Annotated in this window: 16 protein-coding genes; 15 read left to right on the forward strand and 1 reads right to left on the reverse strand. The window is 39.6% G+C overall.

The genetic code is table 11. The features are described from left to right. Positions 1-344: 344 nt before the first annotated feature. Entirely contained in the window at positions 345-4235 is a 3891-nt protein-coding gene (locus tag EO115_RS02315) for a phosphoribosylformylglycinamidine synthase (protein WP_126937383.1), read from the reverse strand. Positions 4236-4561: 326 nt separating this feature from the next. Here EO115_RS02315 and purF point away from each other — a divergent pair, with 326 nt between their 5' ends. The 15 genes from purF to galE all read left to right on the forward strand — a co-directional run bounded on the left by purF (position 4562) and on the right by galE (position 21776). After that, a complete protein-coding gene (purF, locus tag EO115_RS02320; RefSeq protein WP_126937384.1) occupies positions 4562-5977 on the forward strand; it encodes an amidophosphoribosyltransferase in 1416 nt (471 codons plus the stop codon). Next, positions 5964-7025, forward strand: a complete 1062-nt coding sequence (gene purM / locus EO115_RS02325) for a phosphoribosylformylglycinamidine cyclo-ligase (protein WP_126937385.1) — start codon at positions 5964-5966, stop codon at positions 7023-7025. The genes purF and purM overlap by 14 nt, the downstream gene beginning before the upstream one ends. Then, positions 7018-7632, forward strand: a complete 615-nt coding sequence (gene purN, locus EO115_RS02330; RefSeq protein WP_240628914.1) for a phosphoribosylglycinamide formyltransferase — start codon at positions 7018-7020, stop codon at positions 7630-7632. Before purM ends, purN begins: the two co-directional genes overlap by 8 nt. 95 nt (positions 7633-7727) lie before the next feature. Continuing rightward, positions 7728-8996, forward strand: coding sequence for a phosphoribosylamine--glycine ligase (gene purD, locus EO115_RS02335; RefSeq protein WP_126937542.1), 1269 nt, complete (start codon positions 7728-7730; stop codon positions 8994-8996). Between the two features lie 179 nt (positions 8997-9175). Continuing rightward, positions 9176-10360: a Na+/H+ antiporter NhaA gene (gene nhaA, locus EO115_RS02340; protein ID WP_126937387.1), complete on the forward strand. Its 1185-nt coding sequence runs from the start codon at positions 9176-9178 to the stop codon at positions 10358-10360. Positions 10361-10811: 451 nt separating this feature from the next. Further along, positions 10812-11615: a peptidoglycan-binding protein gene (locus EO115_RS02345; protein ID WP_240628915.1), complete on the forward strand. Its 804-nt coding sequence runs from the start codon at positions 10812-10814 to the stop codon at positions 11613-11615. Between the two features lie 198 nt (positions 11616-11813). Further along, positions 11814-12473 carry a TerC family protein gene (locus EO115_RS02350; protein ID WP_126937544.1) on the forward strand — a complete coding sequence of 220 codons (660 nt, stop codon included), beginning with the start codon at positions 11814-11816 and terminating at the stop codon, positions 12471-12473. 263 nt (positions 12474-12736) lie between these two features. Beyond that, a complete protein-coding gene (gene rlmD / locus EO115_RS02355; RefSeq protein WP_126937388.1) occupies positions 12737-14125 on the forward strand; it encodes a 23S rRNA (uracil(1939)-C(5))-methyltransferase RlmD in 1389 nt (462 codons plus the stop codon). 314 nt (positions 14126-14439) lie between these two features. Further along, positions 14440-15786: an anaerobic C4-dicarboxylate transporter gene (locus EO115_RS02360; RefSeq protein ID WP_126937389.1), complete on the forward strand. Its 1347-nt coding sequence runs from the start codon at positions 14440-14442 to the stop codon at positions 15784-15786. A 259-nt stretch (positions 15787-16045) separates the two neighbouring features. Beyond that, on the forward strand, positions 16046-16963 hold the full coding sequence (locus EO115_RS02365; RefSeq protein ID WP_126937390.1) for an NAD-dependent epimerase/dehydratase family protein: 918 nt from the start codon (positions 16046-16048) through the stop codon (positions 16961-16963). A 51-nt stretch (positions 16964-17014) separates the two neighbouring features. Beyond that, on the forward strand, positions 17015-18013 hold the full coding sequence (locus EO115_RS02370; protein WP_126937391.1) for a nucleoid-associated protein: 999 nt from the start codon (positions 17015-17017) through the stop codon (positions 18011-18013). An 8-nt stretch (positions 18014-18021) separates the two neighbouring features. Further along, on the forward strand, positions 18022-18510 hold the full coding sequence (ybaK, locus tag EO115_RS02375; RefSeq protein ID WP_126937392.1) for a Cys-tRNA(Pro) deacylase: 489 nt from the start codon (positions 18022-18024) through the stop codon (positions 18508-18510). Between the two features lie 2 nt (positions 18511-18512). Beyond that, positions 18513-19235 carry a viroplasmin family protein gene (locus EO115_RS02380; protein ID WP_126937393.1) on the forward strand — a complete coding sequence of 241 codons (723 nt, stop codon included), beginning with the start codon at positions 18513-18515 and terminating at the stop codon, positions 19233-19235. A 97-nt stretch (positions 19236-19332) separates the two neighbouring features. Next, positions 19333-20784: a glucose-6-phosphate isomerase gene (locus EO115_RS02385; protein WP_126937394.1), complete on the forward strand. Its 1452-nt coding sequence runs from the start codon at positions 19333-19335 to the stop codon at positions 20782-20784. 11 nt (positions 20785-20795) lie between these two features. Then, positions 20796-21776: a UDP-glucose 4-epimerase GalE gene (galE, locus tag EO115_RS02390; RefSeq protein WP_126937395.1), complete on the forward strand. Its 981-nt coding sequence runs from the start codon at positions 20796-20798 to the stop codon at positions 21774-21776. The last annotated feature ends 9 nt before the right edge of the window (positions 21777-21785 follow it).

Genomic DNA, 21785 nt, shown 5'->3' on the forward strand with positions numbered 1-21785 from the left:
CATATATGACTCACCCTTTCTTAATTGTGTGGTTACTTTTATGATACGGTTTGAGTTTGTATATGTCTATTTTATTGCAAAAAAAAGAATGTTGGCGACTACTCTTATATGAGTAGCCCCAACATTTATTATAGAGCCTTTTTTTTGCAAAAGATGTTAGTTGAGTGTATCAACTAACCTCTTTTTGGGTTATAGGACAAAATGAGTTGGTTTTAATAGCAATGAGCCTAGTTAAATACTAGGCTCGTTGAATTTTAAAGTTGTTTTAAATGACTTTGAGGTAGGACAAAATGTACGGGTTTGAGATGCAGATTATTTCATAGGTTACCTACGTATTTGAATACTTAATCTGTAAAGTAAGAAACTCCAGATGCAAAAATAGGCATATATAGTGTTCCTTCTATATTTTTATGGATTCCAGCCCCAACACGCTCAATATGAGCCATTTTCCCAAAAATTCTACCATCAGGGCTCAGTAAGCCTTCGATACTTTCAATAGATTGATTGGGATTCCATCGAGAATCATAGGTTGGTTGTCCATAAGGGTCTACATATTGGGTGGAAATTTGATGATGTGTATATAGATGTGTCAGTTGTTCTTTATTGGCAATGAAACGACCTTCTCCGTGTGAAATAGGCACTGTGTAGATATCTCCTATCTGACATTGGGTTAGCCAAGGAGAGGAGGTAGAAACAACTTTTGTATGGACCATACAAGAAATATGACGACTGATGGTGTTGTATGTTAAAGTAGGGCTTGTTTCTGTTACAGGCTGAATATGTCCGCTTGGTAATAAGCCTAATTTTAGCAAGGCTTGAAATCCGTTGCAAATACCTAATACTAGTCCGTCTCGTTTATACAGCAGAGTTTCTAATGCTTCTTGTAAATAGGGATTTCTAAAATAAGTGGCAATAAATTTTCCAGACCCTGCTGGTTCATCGCCGGCGCTAAAGCCTCCTGGGAAACATAGGATTTGAGATTGATCTATAGCCTGTTTTATACGTTCAATAGAATCCTTTAAGTCTTGAGGAGAGCGATTGCAAATTACAATCTCTTGTACGTTAGCGCCACAAGCAGCAAAAGCTCGAGCTGTTTCATATTCGCAGTTGGTTCCTGGAAAGACAGGAATCACTACTCTAGGTGCTGTTAATTTAGAGTGGGAACGATAGTGAGTTCTTCGATTCCATATAGTGTTAGAGGATACATATTTAGAGTTTGTGTTTTCATAGGAAGATGAGAAGAGAGGATCTTTTCTTATATCGATAGCATTAGTTGCTTTTTGGTTATCTCTATCATTTGCGTAGATAGGAAATATAGGTTGTAACGTGCTTTCATAGGAGTTTTCTAAGTCCTGCAAATTCATAATAGTATCCCTATATATAATGTGTGGTGTTTGTATAGTGTTAGCTATGTTGTATATATGGGGATTAGAAGTGAGGGTATCGGCTACAGTTGGGGTTACTTCTATGAGTAAAGAACCTCGTAGTGGACAGAATAAGGTATCTTCTCCAGACATTGGTGTAATCAGGGATTGCCCTAGTGCTTCTAGAACTTTCGCATCATATAGGCATCCTAAGCGATTACCTAAGCATGATTTTACAGTGGCAGGACCAATCCCATCTTGCTCGACTACATAGGCACTGTAAATAGAGTGATTCAGATTTAATTGATATAGTTCATGACAGTGAGATTTGAATACATCCCAATTAGGTGTGCCATTTTTCTGCTCTGGGATATGCATTAAAACAATGGCATGATTAGCTTGGTGAAAGTGGGGCGATACGATATGCTCAATATGTTCTGTTGTAACGGCGAAAGAAATCAGTGTAGGAGGTACAGATAGATCCATAAAAGAACCACTCATAGAATCCTTTCCACCAATAGCAGCTATTTGCAACTGATGTTGTGCTTCATAGGCACCTAACAGAGCAGATACTACCTTACCCCAAGCATTTGGAGTTTTGAGTTTTTCAAAATATTCTTGAAAGGATACATAGGCCTTACGAATATCGCCTCCTAGGGCAGCTAATTTCGCTATGCTCAGTAATACAGCATATTGGGCTCCATGATAAGGGCTCCATTCAGACAAGTAGGGGTCAAAACCATGCGTCATGATGCTAGCAGTAGACGTTGTACCCTGTAAGACAGGTAATTTGGCAACCATGCCTTGTACAGGCGTTTTTCTATAGGCTCCACTGAAAGGAAATAATACTGTATTGCCTCCAACGGTGGAGTCGAACTGTTCTTGAAGACCTTGTTGTGAAGTGGATAGCAAAGATTGGAGTGTTAGATGAAACCGATCTGCTAGAGACAGCGGATGCGTACGATTTTGGTAATGATGAAAACTGAATTCCTTTGAAATAGCTGATCCTTCTATATTGGCAGGCGCCACAATAAGAGCGGCCGCATGTTGCGTAGCTCCATTAGTATTTAAAAAGTCACGATGGATATTGACGATCTTTGTCCCATTCCATACCATGACAAGCTTACCAGAGTTTGTTACATGTCCAACGATGGTAGCATCTATATTTTCTTGGTTACAGAGGTTTTGGAATGTAAGCCAATCTGTAGGAGATAGAACGCAAGCCATTCGCTCTTGTGATTCAGAAATTGCTAGTTCTGTACCATCTAATCCATGATATTTGGTAGGAATCGTATCTAGATTAATGTATATACTTGGTGCTAGTTCACCAATCGCAACAGCGACACCACCAGCACCGAAATCATTGCATTTTTTGATGCAAGTACATGCTTGGGGATTCCGAAATAGTCGTTGTAATTTGCGCTCTGTCAGAGGGTTCCCTTTTTGCACTTCCGCACCACAGTGTGTGAGTGATTGATCTGTATGTGATTTTGAAGAACCTGTAGCTCCACCACATCCATCACGGCCTGTTTTGCCTCCTACAAGAATGATGATATCACCAGGAGAGGGACTTTCACGGCGCACTGAATGGCGCGGTGCAGCCCCAATGACAGCGCCTACTTCCATGCGCTTGGCTGCGTAGCCGGGATGGTAATATTCTCGTACTTCACCAGTTGGAACTCCGATTTGATTACCATAGGAAGAAAAACCACGGGCTGCTGTGGTAGTAATATAAGACTGCGGCAATTTACCAGGTAGTGTAGAGGAACGAGGTGTAAGCGGGTCGGCAGAGCCAGTGATGCGCATCGCTTGGTATACATAGGTACGACCGCTGAGGGGGTCTCGGATACAACCACCAAGACAAGTAGCAGCGCCACCAAACGGTTCAATTTCAGTGGGATGATTGTGTGTTTCATTTTTAAAGGACAGTAACCATTCCTCTTCATATCCATCGACTTCTACAGGCACAATAATTGTGCACGCATTGATTTCATCGGAACTATCGAGATTTTTCAGCAATCCTTTGGCGCGTAGCTCTTTCATGCCAATGGTTGCCATATCCATTAGAGTAGGATCTGTTTGAGATAGGCCCAGTTGTTCTCGAGTGGCTATATACCTTTTGTAGGTGTTTTGTATTGGTAAAGTAAAATCCGATGGTTCAAAAGTAATGTTCGTGAGCTTTGTTAGAAATGTGCTATGACGACAGTGATCTGACCAATACGTATCCAAGACTCGAATTTCGGTGATACTAGGAGGTCGTTGTTCCCTTTGAAAGTATGCCTGTACCAAGAGCATGTCATCTATGGTCATGGCAAATTGTAACTGTTGCATCCAGTGATACAACTCATCTTTTGTCATAGTGAGGAAGGTATCTATATACTCGATGTCTTTTGGCGACGGTGATGTGAGTACTAGCATAGTTGGTAAGGTTAAACTAGCTTGTTGATAGTCGATAGAGGAGAGGAAGAATTGGATAATTCTGTTTTTTTCTTCTCTTGAGACTTGGCCTGATAGTACAAAGATACGAGCGGTGCGAACCGTTCCATGAGTATGAGATGTTAACATGGCTAAACATTGTTCTCCAGAATCAGCTCGTTGGTCATATTGACCAGGTACATACTCGATAGCAATAGGTGTATCATCTTTTTGTAATGGTAATGATGTGTAGCATTCTTCTGTTGGAGGATCTGAAAAAATAAGGTTTTGACTCGCTATATATTCTTCTTCGCTGATACCATCTATATCATAGCGTTCATAAATAGTAAGATTCGTAATAGGGATATGTAAATCTTCTTGGATGGTGCGAAGAAGTTGGTGGGACTCACTATGGAAAGGGTAACGTTTTTTGACGAATAGACGATGAACTGACATAGTACCTCCGATGGGATCTAATAGGAGCGATATGTACGCAAAAGCTTCGTATACTTTACAGTATACAAGGAAATAAAAGGTTGGTAAACGAAAATTAAGGGAATCCAAATGAGCTACTTCGAGATTGTAAATATAATTTTATAATTTGAGTAAGAGTTCGTATTGCTGATAGAGATATGTCAAGTTATAATAAAGTTAATAGTTAGAAACTTGCAATTCGTGAAATATTGTACATAGTTTCATGGGTTGTTATGTTGATAGAAGTTCTATATGTGTTCATCATGTATATGAGTATAGGAACTGTCAAACTGACACGGGGAGACACCATGGAAAATGATAGTGTGTTAGATAAGCTTCACGAGGAATGTGGAGTGTTTGGTATATTTGATACAACGTTGTCAATTGGAAAATGTGTATATGAAGGTCTTATAGCATTACAGCATCGTGGCCAAGAAAGTGCGGGGATTGTTGTTTCTAGTGGGGATCTTGTGACTGTCGAAAAAGGGATGGGACTGGTAGAAGATGCCTTGGCTGACTTAGATCATTTACGTGGTCATATAGGCATTGGACATGTGCGATATGCCACAACAGGAGCTAGTGAAGTACAGAATATACAACCATTGCTAGGCTCTTATAAATGTGGAAATATAGGGCTGGCTCACAATGGGAATTTAACCAATACATTAGATCTTCGTAAGGACTTAGAAGGTCAAGGTGCTGTGTTTGAAACAACAACAGATTCAGAAATCATACTACATATGTTGGGCCGATCGAAAGAGAAGAATCTAGAAGAGCGAATTAAAAAGACCTGTCGATGTATAGAAGGAGCATACTCTTTAGTTATCTTCACTGGAGAAATGCTGATAGGGGTGCGAGATCCACAAGGGTATCGGCCCCTTTGTATCGGTAAAACTAAGCATGGATATATTTTAGCCTCCGAAAGCTGTGCTATTGATGCTGTACATGGTACATTTCTTCGAGATGTGAAGGCGGGAGAAATAGTCATCATTGATGAACAGGGAATTCATAGCAGTTATATTTCGGAGACAGTAAATAATCAACATACTTGTGTGTTTGAGTATATTTATTTTGCTCGTCCTGATAGTGTCATCGATGGACAAGGAGTCTATGAGTCACGGTTTGAAATGGGCCGACAATTAGCGAGGGAAACACAATATGAAGCAGACATAGTCATGCCTATACCCAGTTCAGGTACTGCAGCAGCTTTGGGATATGCACAGGAGTCAGGAATTCCTTATATGGAAGGATTAGTGAGACATCATAAAGTAGAGAGAACGTTTATCAAGCCCAATCAAGAAGCGCGCGAATTGGCCGTTCGCCAAAAGATGGATGTATTGCCGCATATTGTACAAGATAAGCGTATTATTTTAGTGGATGATTCTATTGTGCGTGGTACAACTAGTAAAATTATCGTCGATATATTGCGCCAAGGAGGAGCGAAAAAAATTTATTTATGTATTAGTTCTGAGCCGATACAGTTCCCTTGTTACTATGGTATTGATACCTCTGTGCAGAGTGAATTGATTGCCTATGGACGCAGTCTAGAAGAGATACGAACATACATTGGTGTGGATAGGTTATATTATATATCCCATGATGGTTTGGCAGCATCTATGAAAGCAGTGCATCCTTCACAGCTGTGTTTGGCTTGCTTTAATGGTCACTATACAAGTAATCTTCCCAAGGAAGTAGAATCAGGAGATACCTATGACTTACAATGAAAAACCAGTAACCTATCTTGATGCAGGCGTCGATGTAGAATCTGGAAATCAACTCATCCAAAAAATAAAGCATCGTGTGGAAAGAACCTATACGCCTGGAGTACTGGGCTCATTAGGGGGCTTTAGTGGACTCTTTTCCTTGGCGAATCACTCCATGAAAGAGCCAGTGCTAGTATCGAGCACTGATGGAGTAGGCACAAAGATTCGGTTCGCTGTTTTGATGAATGAACATCATCAGATTGGACAAGATTGTGTAGCAATGAGCGTAAATGATGTAGTGGCACAAGGGGCAAAACCTCTATTTTTTTTAGATTATATTGCTGTAGGCAAGCTCAATCATAATCATATTGAAAGCCTTATTTCGGGGATTAGTGATGCTTGCGAGGATTGTGGTTGTGCCCTAATTGGTGGGGAAACATCGGAAATGTCAAGCTTTTATGGTGATGGTAATTATGATGTGGCTGGTTTTGCTGTAGGCATTGTGGATAAAGAACAATGCATTACGGGAGAGACTATCGAAGTAGGTGATATTGTATTAGGCTTACCATCATCAGGGTTACATTCTAATGGATTTTCTTTAGTGCGTCATATTATTTTAGAACGAAAACAATTACCATTAGATACGTATATCGATGAATTAGGTCGTACTATTGGTGAAGAAGTGTTAGAGCCGACAAAATTGTATGTAAAACAGATACTACCATTGGTTGAGGCAGGTTATGTGAAAGGCATGGCTCATATTACAGGGGGTTCCTTTTATGATAATATTCCACGCATTTTGCCTAGAGGTATGGCAGTAACCATTAATAGTAATGCGTGGCCAGTATTACCCATCTTTAAACTATTACAAATATGGGGGAACGTAGAGCCAAAAGAAATGTATCATACTTTCAATATGGGGATTGGCATGGTATTAGTGGTTAAACCGGAAGTAGTAGAGTCTATTGTTGCCTTGCTTCATGAACAAGGAGAAGTAGTATACTCCATCGGTATCGTAACAGAAGGAGATGGTGAGGTTACCATCGTAGGTGAAACATTCCATGCGTAAACGACTGGCTTTGTTTGGGAGTGGAAGAGGCTCCAACGGAGAGGCTATTTATGAAGCTATACAAAATGGAGAGATTCGAGGAGATATTGTAGTTGTTATTAGTGATATTCCTGAGTCTGGACTATTGAATAAGGCAAAACAGTGGGGTACTCCTTGCTATCTTGTAGAAAGAAATAGTTATGAAAGCGCCCTTGCTTTTGAAACACAGATACTTAAGCGGCTTCAAGAACATGGGGCAGATACGATTCTTTTGGTAGGATATATGCGTATCGTAGGACCGACGTTGCTTGATGCATATCCTTATAAGATATTGAATATACATCCCTCAGTATTACCTGCTTTTAGAGGTTTACAGGCACAAAAGCAAGCCTTAGAGGCGGGCGTATCCAATACAGGATGTACAGTTCACTTTGTGGATGCGGGGATCGATACAGGACCTGTGATTATGCAAGCCATAGTGCCTGTGCATAAAGGAGATACAGTGCATAGCTTGTCAGAACGGATTTTACAAGAGGAACATCGTATCTATCCAGAAGCGGTGCGTTTATTCTGTAATGATGCTTTGCATATAGAGAATGGAAAAGTGCTAGTGGTTGAAGATGTATAGTACCCAAATACTCAGAGTAAATTACTGTGTATAAATAGTAAGGGATGGGGTATTATAAACGGTTATAATCAATGAATTACATAAGAGAGGTAATGATGAAAGTTTGTGTCATAGGTAGTGGCGGACGAGAGCATGCTCTCGTATGGAAATTACATCAAAGTCCCAGTGTGCAAACGGTGTATGTGGTCCCAGGTAGCGATGTGATGGCATCCATAGCGACAGTTGTAAAGATTGACTGGAAGAAAACCTCTAGTTTGGTAGAGTGGTTGTTACAACACCATATCGATCTTGTGGTGATAGGACCAGAGGCACCACTTGTAGCGGGACTATCAGATACCATTCGGTCCGCCGGCATACCTGTATTTGGGCCTTCCCGAGGGGCAGCTCAATTAGAAGGGTCAAAATCTTTTGCTAAGCAGTTAATGACACAATATGGGATACCTACTGCTAAGTATGGAATCTGTTCCACTATGAAAGAGGGCCAAGTCATTATGAAGCAACTAGGGCTACCTATTGTTATTAAAGCAGATGGACTTTGTGCAGGCAAAGGTGTGACAATTTGTAAGACTTTCACAGAGGCGGAAACAATACTAGAAAAGCTATTCACAGAGACAAATGCGAGTGTAGTGATTGAAGAATATATGACAGGGGAAGAGCTGTCATTCCTATCGTTTGTAGATGGCATACATGTGTTACCTATGATTGGAGCTCGAGATCACAAGCGCTTGTGTACTGGAGATATAGGACCTAATACAGGAGGTATGGGCGCCTATAGTCCTACGCCTATCTTGACAGAAGATCTGCAAAAGGAAATCGTAGAGTCTATTTTGCAGCCCATTGTGCGAGCAATGGCTCAAGAAGGATATCCCTATGTGGGCTGCTTATACGTCGGTTTGATGATTACTTCGGAAGGTCCGAAGGTAGTAGAGTTCAATGCTCGATTTGGAGATCCAGAAACACAAGTAATTCTACCGCTTATGGAAAGCGATTTAGGGGCTATTCTGTATGCCACAGCAACAGGTAATTTAGAAGGTATGTCATTGTCGTGGAAACCAGAATATGCAGTTACCGTTATGTTAGCTTCAGAGGGCTATCCAATATCACCTAAGGTAGGAAGATGCATTAAGGGTGATGTGAGAAGAATGGACGATGATATTTTAATGTTTCATAGCGGCACAAAAGAAGACGATAGGGGAAACTTTCTAACCCGAGGTGGGAGAGTGTTAGGCATTACAGCTATAGCAGCTACATTAAAAGAAGCAACGAATAAGGCCTATGATATGGTAGAGACCATCGATTTTACAGGGAAACAATATCGTACAGATATTGGACGACCAAAGAATGTGTGGGAAAGCAAGGAATAGATAGATTACTAGATACTAGTTATAGAAGTGTATGCATACAAAGGAAATTTGTAGTGAATTTTGTATACATAGAAGGTATAGAATATTTTCGATAGATATAGACAGTAATAAGTGTTATAATAGATATCGACATATTTTTAACATGTTTATGTACAATTACATAGTAGAGGGGTAATTTTATGAATCGAATTGTATCTTTTTTTACCTCCCCATCGGCAGGTGGCGTGCTTTTGTTCGTAGCTGCTGTGGTGGGAGTACTATTGGCAAACTCTCCAGTAGAAAGTTTGTATCATTCACTTCTTCATGCTAAATTAGGTCCATTATCTGTTGAACTATGGATCAATGATGTGGCTATGGCCGTGTTTTTTTTATTTGTAGGCTTAGAAGTGAAACGTGAAATGATTGACGGCGAATTGAATACTAACACAAAACGATTTTTGCCTGGTATTGCAGCCTTTTTTGGATTATTAATGCCTGCATTAATTTATTACTTCATCGTAGGATATCATCCTGAATTTATTCATGGTTGGGGGATTCCAACGGCTACAGATATTGCGTTCGCTATCGGCATCGTATCTTTATTAGGTAGTCGTGTTCCTATTGCGATGAAAGTATTTTTAACTACCTTAGCTGTTATGGATGATTTGATGGCTATTGTGATCATTGCCTTCTTCTATATAACAGAGTTACAAACTATGTATCTCTTTGCGGCGGCGGTGATTGTGCTTATATTGTTCTATATTAATCGTATGAATTATACTCGTCCCATACCATACTTAGTATTAGGTGTGGCTCTATGGTTCTGTGTGTTCCAATCGGGTATACATGCCACATTAGCAGGGGTAACGCTAGCGGCATTTATTCCATTTAGCGGTACACGTGATGGACGTCAAGTATCTCCATTATCAGACTGGGAACATGCATTAGGTAATTGGGTTACCTATTTGATCATTCCTGTGTTTGGGTTTGCTAACGCAGGCGTATCTTTCCATGGATTTACAATGGATAGTTTTGCACATCCAGTAGTTCTTGGTGTGGCAGTAGGTCTTGTAGTAGGTAAACAAGTTGGTGTATTTGGTACTTTGTTTGTACTAGTGAAAACAAAACTAGTAGAAATGCCAGCTAAAACTAACTGGTTACAAGTATATGGTATTGCTCTTTGTTGCGGTATCGGCTTTACTATGAGTCTATTTGTCTCCTTATTAGCATTCCCACCTGGAGAAGCACAAGAAATGGCTAAAGTAGGTATCTTTTTGGGTTCTATTGTAGCAGGTATCTTAGGATATATTGTGCTTAGCCTAGCAGGACGTAATCATCAAGAGGAAGCTTCCGATGATGAACTAGTCCGTGGGCAAAATATTTAAATACATAGAGTATTATCTCTTAGATAGAAAGCTGTAGTGAAAGAAATTTCATTACAGCTTTTGTTTGTTTATCAGGTTGCTGTGGTATTCAAAATAATGTAAAGCGGTGTGATATTACATTTGAGTATATACGCTATATTTGAGTATATATACTATATTACAGGATGAATTATGTAATATTTTAGAATTATAGATGTCTAAATTTATGCTAATTTAGCATAATAGTCTAAACTCGATGAGTTAAAGTCATAATGCTACAAAAATATGGGAAATTAAAGGGGTATATATGGTAGTTAACAATTTCTGTGAAAGTATATTTCTACTATATGTGGGAAAAAAAGTGTAAAAATAGGCAATAAGTGGTAAATAAGTGTTGAAAAAAGCCTAAAATTTTGACGTATCTCCCAAAAAATGGTAAAATAGGTAAGCATTTAGATATGAGGTGAACATCGTGAAAAAAATAACTCTCATAGCGATACTCCTCTTGGTGTGTTCCATGGCGACAGCTTTGGCAACATCGGGACGTGGGGATCGCGGTAAAGAGGTAGAAGAGTTACAAGCGTTGTTAGTATCCCAAGGCTATTTGCTTGACACAGCAGATGGAGTGTTTGGGAATAATACTGAATACGCAGTACTCGTCTTTCAGAAAGAGCACGGGTTAACTCCAGATGGTAGAGTAGGCAAGGAAACAATGCGTGCTCTGCTAGAAAATCAAAAAAAATTCGGGGCGCAGCCTGCGACTCGTAATACCCGTAGTGAAGCAACGTCACAATTTGGTGAACGTGGCAGTCACATAGAAGAAATACAATTAAAATTATTGAATAGTGGTTTCTCCCCTGGTGGCATTGATGGTGTATTTGGGAGTGGAACCAAAGACGCTTTACTTCGCTTTCAGCGCCATTATGGGCTAGCGGAAACAGGCGTTGCAGATAGTGCCACTATGGCAAAATTATCTGTACAAAGAGGAACACCATCCTCGTACAGCAGAGTCATAGAAATGGATGCAAGTGCATACTCTAGTTATGAGTCTGGATCGTATACGGCTCGTGGACATGCGTTGCGTAGAGGTTATGTATCTGTCGACCCGAGTGTCATTCCATTGGGTACAGAAGTGTATGTAGAAGGTTACGGCTATGCAGTAGCTGATGATACAGGTGGAGCGATTATTGGTCATAAAATTGACTTGGCTATGGATAGTTATGATGAAGCTATTCAATTCGGTCGTCGTAATGTAAAAGTATATGTTTTGAATTAGAGAAGTACATTGTTTTATAAACAGAAAGAACATCTAATTGCACAAGTGTTGTACACTACATAAGAAACGTATCTGATGGATACGTTCAGTATAAAGGAGAGGATAGATGATATAATCACTATCCTCTCTTTTACTATCACTAGATAAGTCGCTGTGATATAATAGAGGTATTCTAAGTAGTATATATAGGAGGATATGGTGGATATTACATCAACACAAGGATTATTAGCAATTCTTCAAATTATTATTATTGATATATTATTGGCAGGTGACAATGCCATTGTGATTGGAATGGCAGCCAAAAATTTGCCAGAGCAGTTACGGAAACGAGCAATTTTCTGGGGGACCGCAGGTGCTATTGTATTACGACTAGTGATGGCGATTCTATTTATTGAGGCCCTAGATAATATTCCGGCCCTACGCATCATCGGGGGCATTATGTTGCTATGGATTGGCTACTCCTTATTGAAAGAGGGGGATAATGACCATAACATTGAAGCGAAAGATAACATTTGGGGTGCTATTGCCACTATTATCATTGCCGATGGTGTCATGGGTATTGATAATGTATTAGGGGTTGTAGCAGCTGCAGAGGGTCATTTTGGCCTTGTGGTGGCAGGTATGTTAGTTACTGTACCTATCATTGTTTGGGGAAGCACTATCTTTGTTAAGCTGATCGATAAATTCCCTATTATTTTATATGTGGGTGGTGGTATCCTTGGTTGGGTGTCGGCTAGTATGATTCAACATGATCCTATGGCAGCACCGTATATTGAGCCTTATAGCCTACCATTCCATATTGGTTGCGTAGTGTTGGTATTAGGGGCAGCGATCATTCGGAATCGTTTAGCGAAATAAACGAATAGAGTGGAATATGTTTGCTTAATCTTCTATGGGATATAGGCACTAGGCAATAACAAAAGAAATATAATACATAAGCATATAGCACCTATGATGGGGGATATCAACGGGGCTATGTGCTTTTTTGTTTGCGTAGAGGAGCTAATTGTAGGGGTTACAAATTTTTTAGTAATTACTAAGAAGATTGTATAAAAAGTGATATAATAAAGAAATAAACAATGATAGAAAATTACGTTGATTAAAGGATATATAGGATATACATGAGCAACAAGAAACAACAAATAGCACCGGTGTGCGTTGGAAAGACTTATGTCATAAACATTCATGGTACGGGTAGTAGTGGTGAAGGAGTAGGCAGATACGAAGGGTTTACCGTGTTTGTACCGTATGCACTGCCCAATGAAACTGTACAAGTGAAAATTAACTTAGTAAAGAAAAGTTATGCAGTAGGTGATATTGTATCAGTGATAACACCTTCTGCAGAGCGTGTGGCACCTCAATGTGACGTATATGGAGACTGTGGGGGATGCCAGTTACAACATGCGTCCTATACAGAACAATTGCGACTAAAAACAGAATCTGTAAAATCTGTTATCGAACGTATTGCAAAGTGTGATCCAGAATTGGTATTACCGTGCATAGGTCCAAAAGAACCGTGGCGATATCGGAATAAGATGCAAATGCCTGTAGGTGGTACATTGGGAAAACTGAGAATGGGCTTTTACCAAAAAGGATCCCATAGCATTATTAACCACGAGCATTGTCCTATCCAAGATGAGGGGAATGATGAAATCCGCAAGGTCTGCTATGATGCTATGCATGAACTAGGCATCGAGCCTTATGATGAGTATAAAGGACGAGGCGTAATTCGTCATGTCATAGGCCGTATTGGCAAAGAGGAATGGATGGTTATCCTTGTGAGCAGAATAGCAACGATTCCATATGAACAAGAATTGGCAAATCGTATCGTTGAGGCTTTGCCAAAGGTCACCTCTATTGTTGTAAATCATAATCCAAAACAAACAAATGTGATCTTAGGTCCTAGGAATCGCACCATTTATGGGAAAGACCAAATTACAGATTACATAAAAGATTTGGCGTTTCAACTATCACCGCATTCCTTTTTCCAAGTCAATCCAGAGCAGACTACGGTGCTCTACGATACAGCCTTAGAATTTGCAGATTTAAAAGGTCACGAAACAGTGATTGACGCCTATTGTGGAACGGGAACCATATCTTTATTCTTAGCGCATAAAGCAAAGTACGTCATCGGTATTGAAATCGTGGCGCCTGCCATTGCAGATGCGAAAAAGAATGCAGAACGAAATGGTTATGATAATACAGAATTTATCGTAGGCGATGCAGCCATGGAAATGCCTAAGTTGTATAAACAAGGTATCAAGCCAGACGTCATCGTATTTGATCCCATCCGTGCAGGCTGCAAAGAAGATGTATTGCAGGCTGCCGTTGGTATGGCACCACAACGTATCGTTTACGTGTCATGTAACCCATCCTCCATGGCACGAGATATAGAAATATTAACAAAACATGGTTATGAGCTGGTGAAAGTCCAACCAGTAGATATGTTTCCACAGACCTACCATGTTGAGGCCGTATCTTTGCTTACTAGGAGCGAAGCGACGCAGTAAGCATTAGATTGGCCCATGTCAGGGATGTCCAAGAGTTCGAGCGAAGCGAAGAAGGATTGGAAACAGCCTACGACTGAGGCCGTATCTTTGCTAACTAGGAACGAAGCGATGCAGTAAGGATTAGAACGGCCCATGCAAGGACGGCCCAGTTTAGAATGATTTTGCCCTGTTTATAAAGCCGAATCTAGTATGCAATAAAAAACTTTCATAAGGAAAATGTCCTTTCAGGGAGGAATATCACTGTTTTTATAATACGTATTATCGTATAATAAGGCCGATAAGTATTATTTTTTTAGAAAGGACTTAGTAGTTTTATGATTATTTTATTAGGATTTATTGTATTACTAGCCTGCTTAATTGTAGGGGTAAGATACGGTGGATTAGGACTAGCGGCTATATCTGGCCTAGGTTTGGTATTTTATGTGTTCGTTATTGGACTTGTACCAGGAAAGCCCCCTATTGATGTTATGCTGACTATCATGGCAGTAGTTACCTGTTCAGGTTTCTTGCAAGCATCTAAAGGGTTGGATGTAATGTTAGTATATGCTGAAAAAGTATTGCGTAGTAACCCAAAACAAATTACAATTTTAGCACCTATTACAACTTGGTTTTTAACAGTATTATGTGGAACTGGCCATGTTGTATATACTATATTCCCAATTATTTATGATATCGCTATTAAAGAAGGAATCCGTCCAGAACGACCAATGGCAGTTTCTTCCGTCGCCTCTCAAATGGGTATTTGTGCATCTCCTGCATCTGTTGCAGTTGTATCTGTCGTAGCTATGTTGGGAGCTGTTAATTTCCCTGCTAGCGTTGTTACCATTTTATCCATCACAATCCCAGCATCTTTCTGTGGAGTTTTAGTAGCTGGCCTTTGGAGTATGCGTCGAGGCAAAGATCTTGCTAATGACCCTACATTCCAAGCACGTATTCAAGATCCTGAACAACGTAAATATATTTATGCAGAAAATAAAGAAGCTAACCTTAACACAGACTTACCTCGTACAGCTTACTGGGCAACGATTATTTTCTTAATAGGTATTCTTGTGATTGCTTTATTCGGTAGTTTCCCAAATCAATTATTGCCATTAGTTCCAAATGCAAAAGGCTTATGGAAACCATTATCTATGACTCCGACAATCCAAATGTCCATGCTTGTGATTGCAGCCCTTATTTTGCTTGTATGTAAAGTTAAAGTGAGTGATGTCACAAATGGTTCTGTTTTTAAATCTGGTATGATTGCGGTTATTTCAGTATATGGTGTAGCGTGGATGGCAGAAACATATTTCGGTGCTTATATTCCAGTGTTTAAAGACACATTATCTTCTATTGTGGTAGAGCAACCTTGGACATATGCATTTGTATTATTTCTTATTTCTAAATTGGTTAATTCACAAGCAGCAGCTCTTGCAATTGTAGTGCCAATGGGGCTTAGTGTCGGAGTAGATCCACTTATTGTGTTATCCTTTATACCTGCTTGTTATGCATATTTTGTGCTACCTACCTATCCATCTGATCTTGCATGTATCGGCTTTGACCGTTCTGGTACAACTCGTATTGGTAAATTCGTTATCAACCATAGCTTTATTTTACCAGGTTGTATTGGAGTCTTTACAAGTTGCGTAGTGGGATATATTATCGCTCATGCCATGTTTTAAAAATTAGTTGTTTTATATTCATTAAAAGAATAGTATATGGTTTGAATTAATAACATATAGTATAACTATATATTGCAGAAAGCCAACAGGATCATCCCTTCGTTCCTGTTGACTTTTTATTTTGACTACTCTAGAAAGATAAAAAAATACTTTTTCCTAAATAGTCTTGTTTTAATGACTTCTTAATACTATAATTTAATAATAGATATATAATCACATAGATTTGTATATAGGATTAATTAATAGATAGGAAACAAGAATGAATATATGTGTAACTGGTGGAGCTGGTTTTATCGGATCCCATCTTGTAGATCGATTGATCAAGGAAGGTCATCGAGTTCAAGTGATAGATAACTTAAGCAGTGGATTGCGTGAATTTGTGAACCCAAAAGCAGAATTTGTAGAATTAGATATACGTGATGCGAAGATACTAGATGTATTTCAAGACTTTCAGCCAGATTATGTGTTTCACGAGGCAGCACAAACGGTGGTAGGGGAATCTATGGTGAATCCTACAGAAGATTGTGATATTAATTTGATGGGATTGTTAAATCTATTACAAGCTTCAGTAAAAGTAGGGGTTAAAAAGTTTTTGATGCCTTCTTCTGCAGCGGTGTACGGAGATTTAGAAACCTTACCTCTTACAGAAGAGTTACAAGGAATCCCTCGCTCTTGCTATGGTTTGACAAAATTGACTACAGAAGGATATTTGCGAATTTATGAAGAGTCCTTTGGACTTCCGTATATATGCTATCGCTATGCTAATGTGTACGGACCACGTCAGGGCAATGGTGGTGAAGGTGGTGTAATTAGCATCTTTTGTGAACAGGTCGTAAAAGGTGAGACACTAGTAGTGTATGGTGATGGTACACAAACGAGAGACTTCGTGTATGTAGATGATGTAGTGGAAGCGAATATATTGGGCTTGCGTGATGATGTAACAGGCATTATCAATGTAAGTACGGGCACCGGTATTTCTTTAAATGATTTGATGAATACCCTTGAAGAAATTACGAATACCACCATTAACCGAGAGTACCAAGAGCCACGCATAGGTGATATTAAACATTCTTTATTGAGTACAGAGAAAGCAAGCCAAGTATTAGGGTATGCCCCAACGTGGTCTTTGCGCGATGGATTAGAAAACACATATCACTATGTGAAAGACAACATGTAACAGCAGTAGAGCTTTGTCACTGGCAAAGCTCTTTGTTATTGAGGAGGAACTATGCAAATTAATGCAGCGGTATTAGAAGTATTTGACTTTACATCTTCTATGGCGGCCTATTCGGATCATACGATGGACATTGAAGAACCAGAAATACAAAGTTATTTAGAAATGCATGTGATGAAAGCTTTACAAGATCCAAGTGCTAGAACAGGGTATATTTCTTCACATACTCCATGGGGCCGAAAGGTGCAACAATTCCATGATAAAGAAATCAAACTTGTTGACTTTGGTAAAGAGCTAGGGGAGACGTTATTTACCTATATGGCACAAGCCATGGATCCTTGTGTATTAGATATGATTGTTTGCGAAGCGCAAGGAGAGCAGCCTTACCTTTGTATATTATTATGTAAAGCCCATGATGGATATACACACCATTTATATTCAGAAGAAGATGGTTCCTTAGCCACAAAACTAGTAGAGCATCGAGTTGTATTACCTACAGTCACACAAAAATTGTACGCCTTTGTAAGTATTAAACTGTCGGATATGTCGATTCGTTTGTTTGAACCTAAAGGTGAATATGATGGAGAAAAAATGCACTTTTTGGAAGAGAGAATCTTTCAGGTCACTATGAATCCATCGTCTAAAGATACAGTGAAAAAAGTGCGCACAGTAGTGGATCGTGTTTCTAAGGCTCATGAGCAAGATGGTGTAGCAGCTATGGCGAAAACGAAGGAACTACTCGCCAAAAATGCAGAAGTATCAGATACGTTAGAAGCTCGCCATATTATTGAACATGTATTTGGATCCAATCCTATTCAACGCAAAGCAGCTATGAAAGAGTTAGCAGAAGAAGATTTATTAGAACCATTGCCAGTGAGCCGTACCTATGCTACGAAAATGGGGAAACAGCATAAGATTAAAACAGATACAGGTATAGAAATTTCTTTCCCTGTTGAATATATGAATGATCGAGAGTTTATTGAAATCTCTACCAATGAAAATGGCACCTTAAAGATCGAGTTAAAAAATATCTCGAAGATCACCAATAAATAGGAGGCACTATGAGTAAAAAAGGACATAAAAAAACAAATGCCTTGCGTATTTTAGATACACATCATATTCCTTATGAAGTATTTACGTATGAATGGTCTGAGGAACAGGCAGCAGGTGTTCATGTGGCGGAATCCTTGCAGATACCAGTCGAACAAGTATTTAAAACATTGGTAGGTAAAGGAAATGTGACGGGTCATGTAGTATTTTGCATCCCTGTAGAGGGTGAGCTGGATATGAAACAGGCTGCTCGTGTGAGTGGCAATAAATCGGTGGAATTGATAGCAGTGAAAGAATTGTTGCCATTAACAGGATACTTGCGAGGGGGTTGTTCACCATTAGGTATGAAGAAAGCATTTCCTACTTTCTTTGATGCCAGTATTGAACATATCTCTTCTGTATATGTGAGTGCTGGATTGCGTGGAATGCAGGTACAAGTAGAACCTACATCATTGATAACAGTCGTTGAGGGGACAGTAGCTCCTCTTACAATGGGGTAACTATGGCAAAGAAATATTACGCAGTTCGGGTGGGACGAAATGTGGGGATTTATACAACTTGGGCAGATTGCGAAGCGCAGGTAAAAGGCTATTCAGGAGCGCAATACAAGTCCTTTTCTACAAAAGAGGAAGCAGAGAATTTTGTGGGACATCAGATTGTATCTGAGAAACAATCCATTCATGCGAGTCGTGATGCAAAACAAGTAAAAGCGGGTGTATCCTTGCAAGAGTATTTTGACCATAGCGCTCCTCCACAAAACAAACAAAGAAAGATAGAGAATATACAATCTATGTTAGACTATGATACGTGTGATCTACGTGCATTTATCGATGGTAGTTTCGATAAGAAGTTGGGCATGGTAGGCAGTGGCGGTGTTATGTTGGTAGGAGAGAAAGAGATTGAATTTTCTCTGGCTACAACGGATCCTAAGTACGTGGAATATTGGAATGTATCTGGCGAATTATTGGCAGCCCTGCATGTAGTACAGTATGCTATTGATCACGGATATGCGTCATGTTCCTTGTATTACGATTATATGGGGATTGAAATGTGGGCTACCGGTCGATGGAAAGCAAACAATCCTTTAACGACAAGTTATGCAAAAGTTATGAAAGAGTGGGCTTCTCAGATTCGTATCGACTTTCACAAGGTAAAAGCCCATTCTGGCATACACTATAATGATCGAGCAGATGCGCTAGCTAGAAAAGCGATCCTGAAAAAGTAACACTGTTAGGAAATTTATGGATATTTCCTTTCATCTATCCTTGTTTTGATGTACAATAAAGATACAAATTAAATCATACCCTGTATAGGAGGAATTTATGAAACAAGTTCAATTAGAATCCGGTTTTGTTTATGATTATACGAATATGATGTTACCAGGTGGTATCACTGAAACAGATGTACAACAATTAGGTCCTGCTATTTCAGAAGCGCTAGAGGCAGCCAAAGAAACTCGTCATAATGGTGTAGTAAAAGGTCATTTATCTAAAGATGGAGAACCTGAGTTAGTATTATTTCCGCAGTTGCCATATGTAGTAGAAGGTCATATCAATAATCCAGATGTGATGGCTCGTTTAGAGGCGTTAGCTTCTAAGCAAGTGAGCACGGTAGTTAGTTTTGGCATCGGAGGGTCCTTCTTAGGTGGCAAGGTGCTTTTTGATGTACATTGTGGAGAGTTTTGGAACTCTATGACAGATGAAGAACGAAACTATCGTCCTCGCATGTACTTCAGTGGCAACAATGTAGATCCTGTTCGCACGCAAGAGTTGATTAAGCAATTACAACGAGAATGGAAAGAACAACAATTCCTAGAAGACCATGCTCATGTACCTAATAATTATAAAGTATTATTGGTATTGATTTCTAAATCTGGCTCTACGATTGAACCAATGACAAACTTTATGATTGTGAAAGAAGCGTTAGAAGTGGCTATGATCGATTATGAAGTTGTAGTTGTCACAGATCCTCGATCTGATGAAAAAGAAACCTTACTTCATAAATTAGCTGTTGCAGAAGGCTGGGGTGATTCCATCTTTGCTGTTCCTGATGGAATTGGCGGTCGCTTCTCTGTATTCTCTGAAGTGGGTCTTGTGATTGGAGCGTTATTAGGCTTTGATATTCGCGCTTATTTAGAAGGCGCGAAAGCTGCTGATAAGGCTGCTCAAAATGAAGATGTGTGGAAGAATCCAGCCTTATTAAGTGCCGTATTAAAATATATTGGTTCTGAACAGTATGGTCGTCATATTGAAGTGTTTATGCCTTATGCAGATCGATTGAAATCCTTATCTGAGTGGTATGTACAATTACTGGCAGAATCCTTGGGTAAAGAAAAAGCTGACAAATCTGGTCATTATGGACGTACTCCAGTAGTGGCTGTAGGGACTACGGATATGCACGCTCAAACGCAAGAACATCAAGAAGGTCGCTATGATAAAGTAGTTTCCTTTGTAGACGTAGAAGATTGGCATGTATCGTTAACAGTGCCTCACATGTACGATCAATATAGTAAATTAGAAGCCTTAGCTGGTCTTGATTTAGGCTTTATTAATCGTGCTGCACTAGCATCCAATGCGGAATCATTGGCTAGTGATGGTCGATTCAATGGAAGATATCAAGTGCCAACAATGAATGCATTTCACCTAGGTGAATTGATGTTCACCATGTGCTGGGCTATCTACTTTGAAGGTCAGTTGGCAGGGGTAGATGCTTTCAATCAACCAGGTGTAGAAGTCTATAAAAAATTGTTGGGACCTAAACTTTCAAAAGCATAGGAGAAGTAAGAATGAATATTTTAGTGACAGGTGGCGCAGGTTATATTGGCAGCCATACAGTGCGTGCTTTATTGGGAGCAGGGCATCAAGTGGTGATTGTGGATAATTTATCTAGAGGCCATGTAGAATCCATTCCTCAAGGAGTCCCTTTCTACGAAATGGATATTGTAGATCCTAAATTAGGAGAGGTTCTTGAAAAGCATCATATCGATGGTATTATGCACTTTGCAGCCCATTCCCAAGTAGGGGAGTCTATGGCGAATCCATCCATTTATTATGAAAATAATGTAGTAGGTTCTTACCGTCTGGTAGAAACAGCTCGTAAGCATGGTGTGAATCGGTTAGTGTTTTCCTCTACAGCAGCTGTGTATGGTGAACCAGAAGTAGTTCCTATCACAGAGGATGCGAAATGGAATCCTACCAATGTGTATGGTCGGACAAAATTGATGATTGAAGATATGCTTCGTGATTACAGTAAGATTTATGGATTTAAATTTGTAGCGTTACGTTATTTCAATGCAGCAGGTGCAGATCCATCAGGTGAAATTGGAGAAGATCATACGCCAGAAACGCATTTGATTCCTCTCATTATCGATGCGGCATTAGGCAAACGTGAATCTATCACTGTGTTTGGTACAGACTATGATACGGCAGATGGCACTTGTGTGCGTGATTATGTGCATGTCAATGATTTAGCTTCGGCTCATATTCTAGCTATGGAATACTTGTACAATGGTGGTGAGTCGGATGTATTCAATTTAGGCTCTGGTAACGGATTCAGCGTGAACGAAATTGTAGCAGCTACGAAAGAAGTAACAGGCGTTGATTTCCGTGTTGATTATGGAGCTCGTCGTGCGGGGGATCCTGGCACTTTAATTGCATCTTCAGAAAAAATTCATTCAAAACTTGGTTGGAAACCAGTTCATAGTACGGTAAAAGAAGTCATTCGTGATGCTTGGAATTGGCATCAATTACATCCAAAAGGATATTAATCATATCTA

The sequence above is a fragment of the Veillonella sp. CHU740 genome (assembly GCF_003992055.1).
In the GTDB taxonomy this organism is placed as follows: domain Bacteria; phylum Bacillota; class Negativicutes; order Veillonellales; family Veillonellaceae; genus F0422.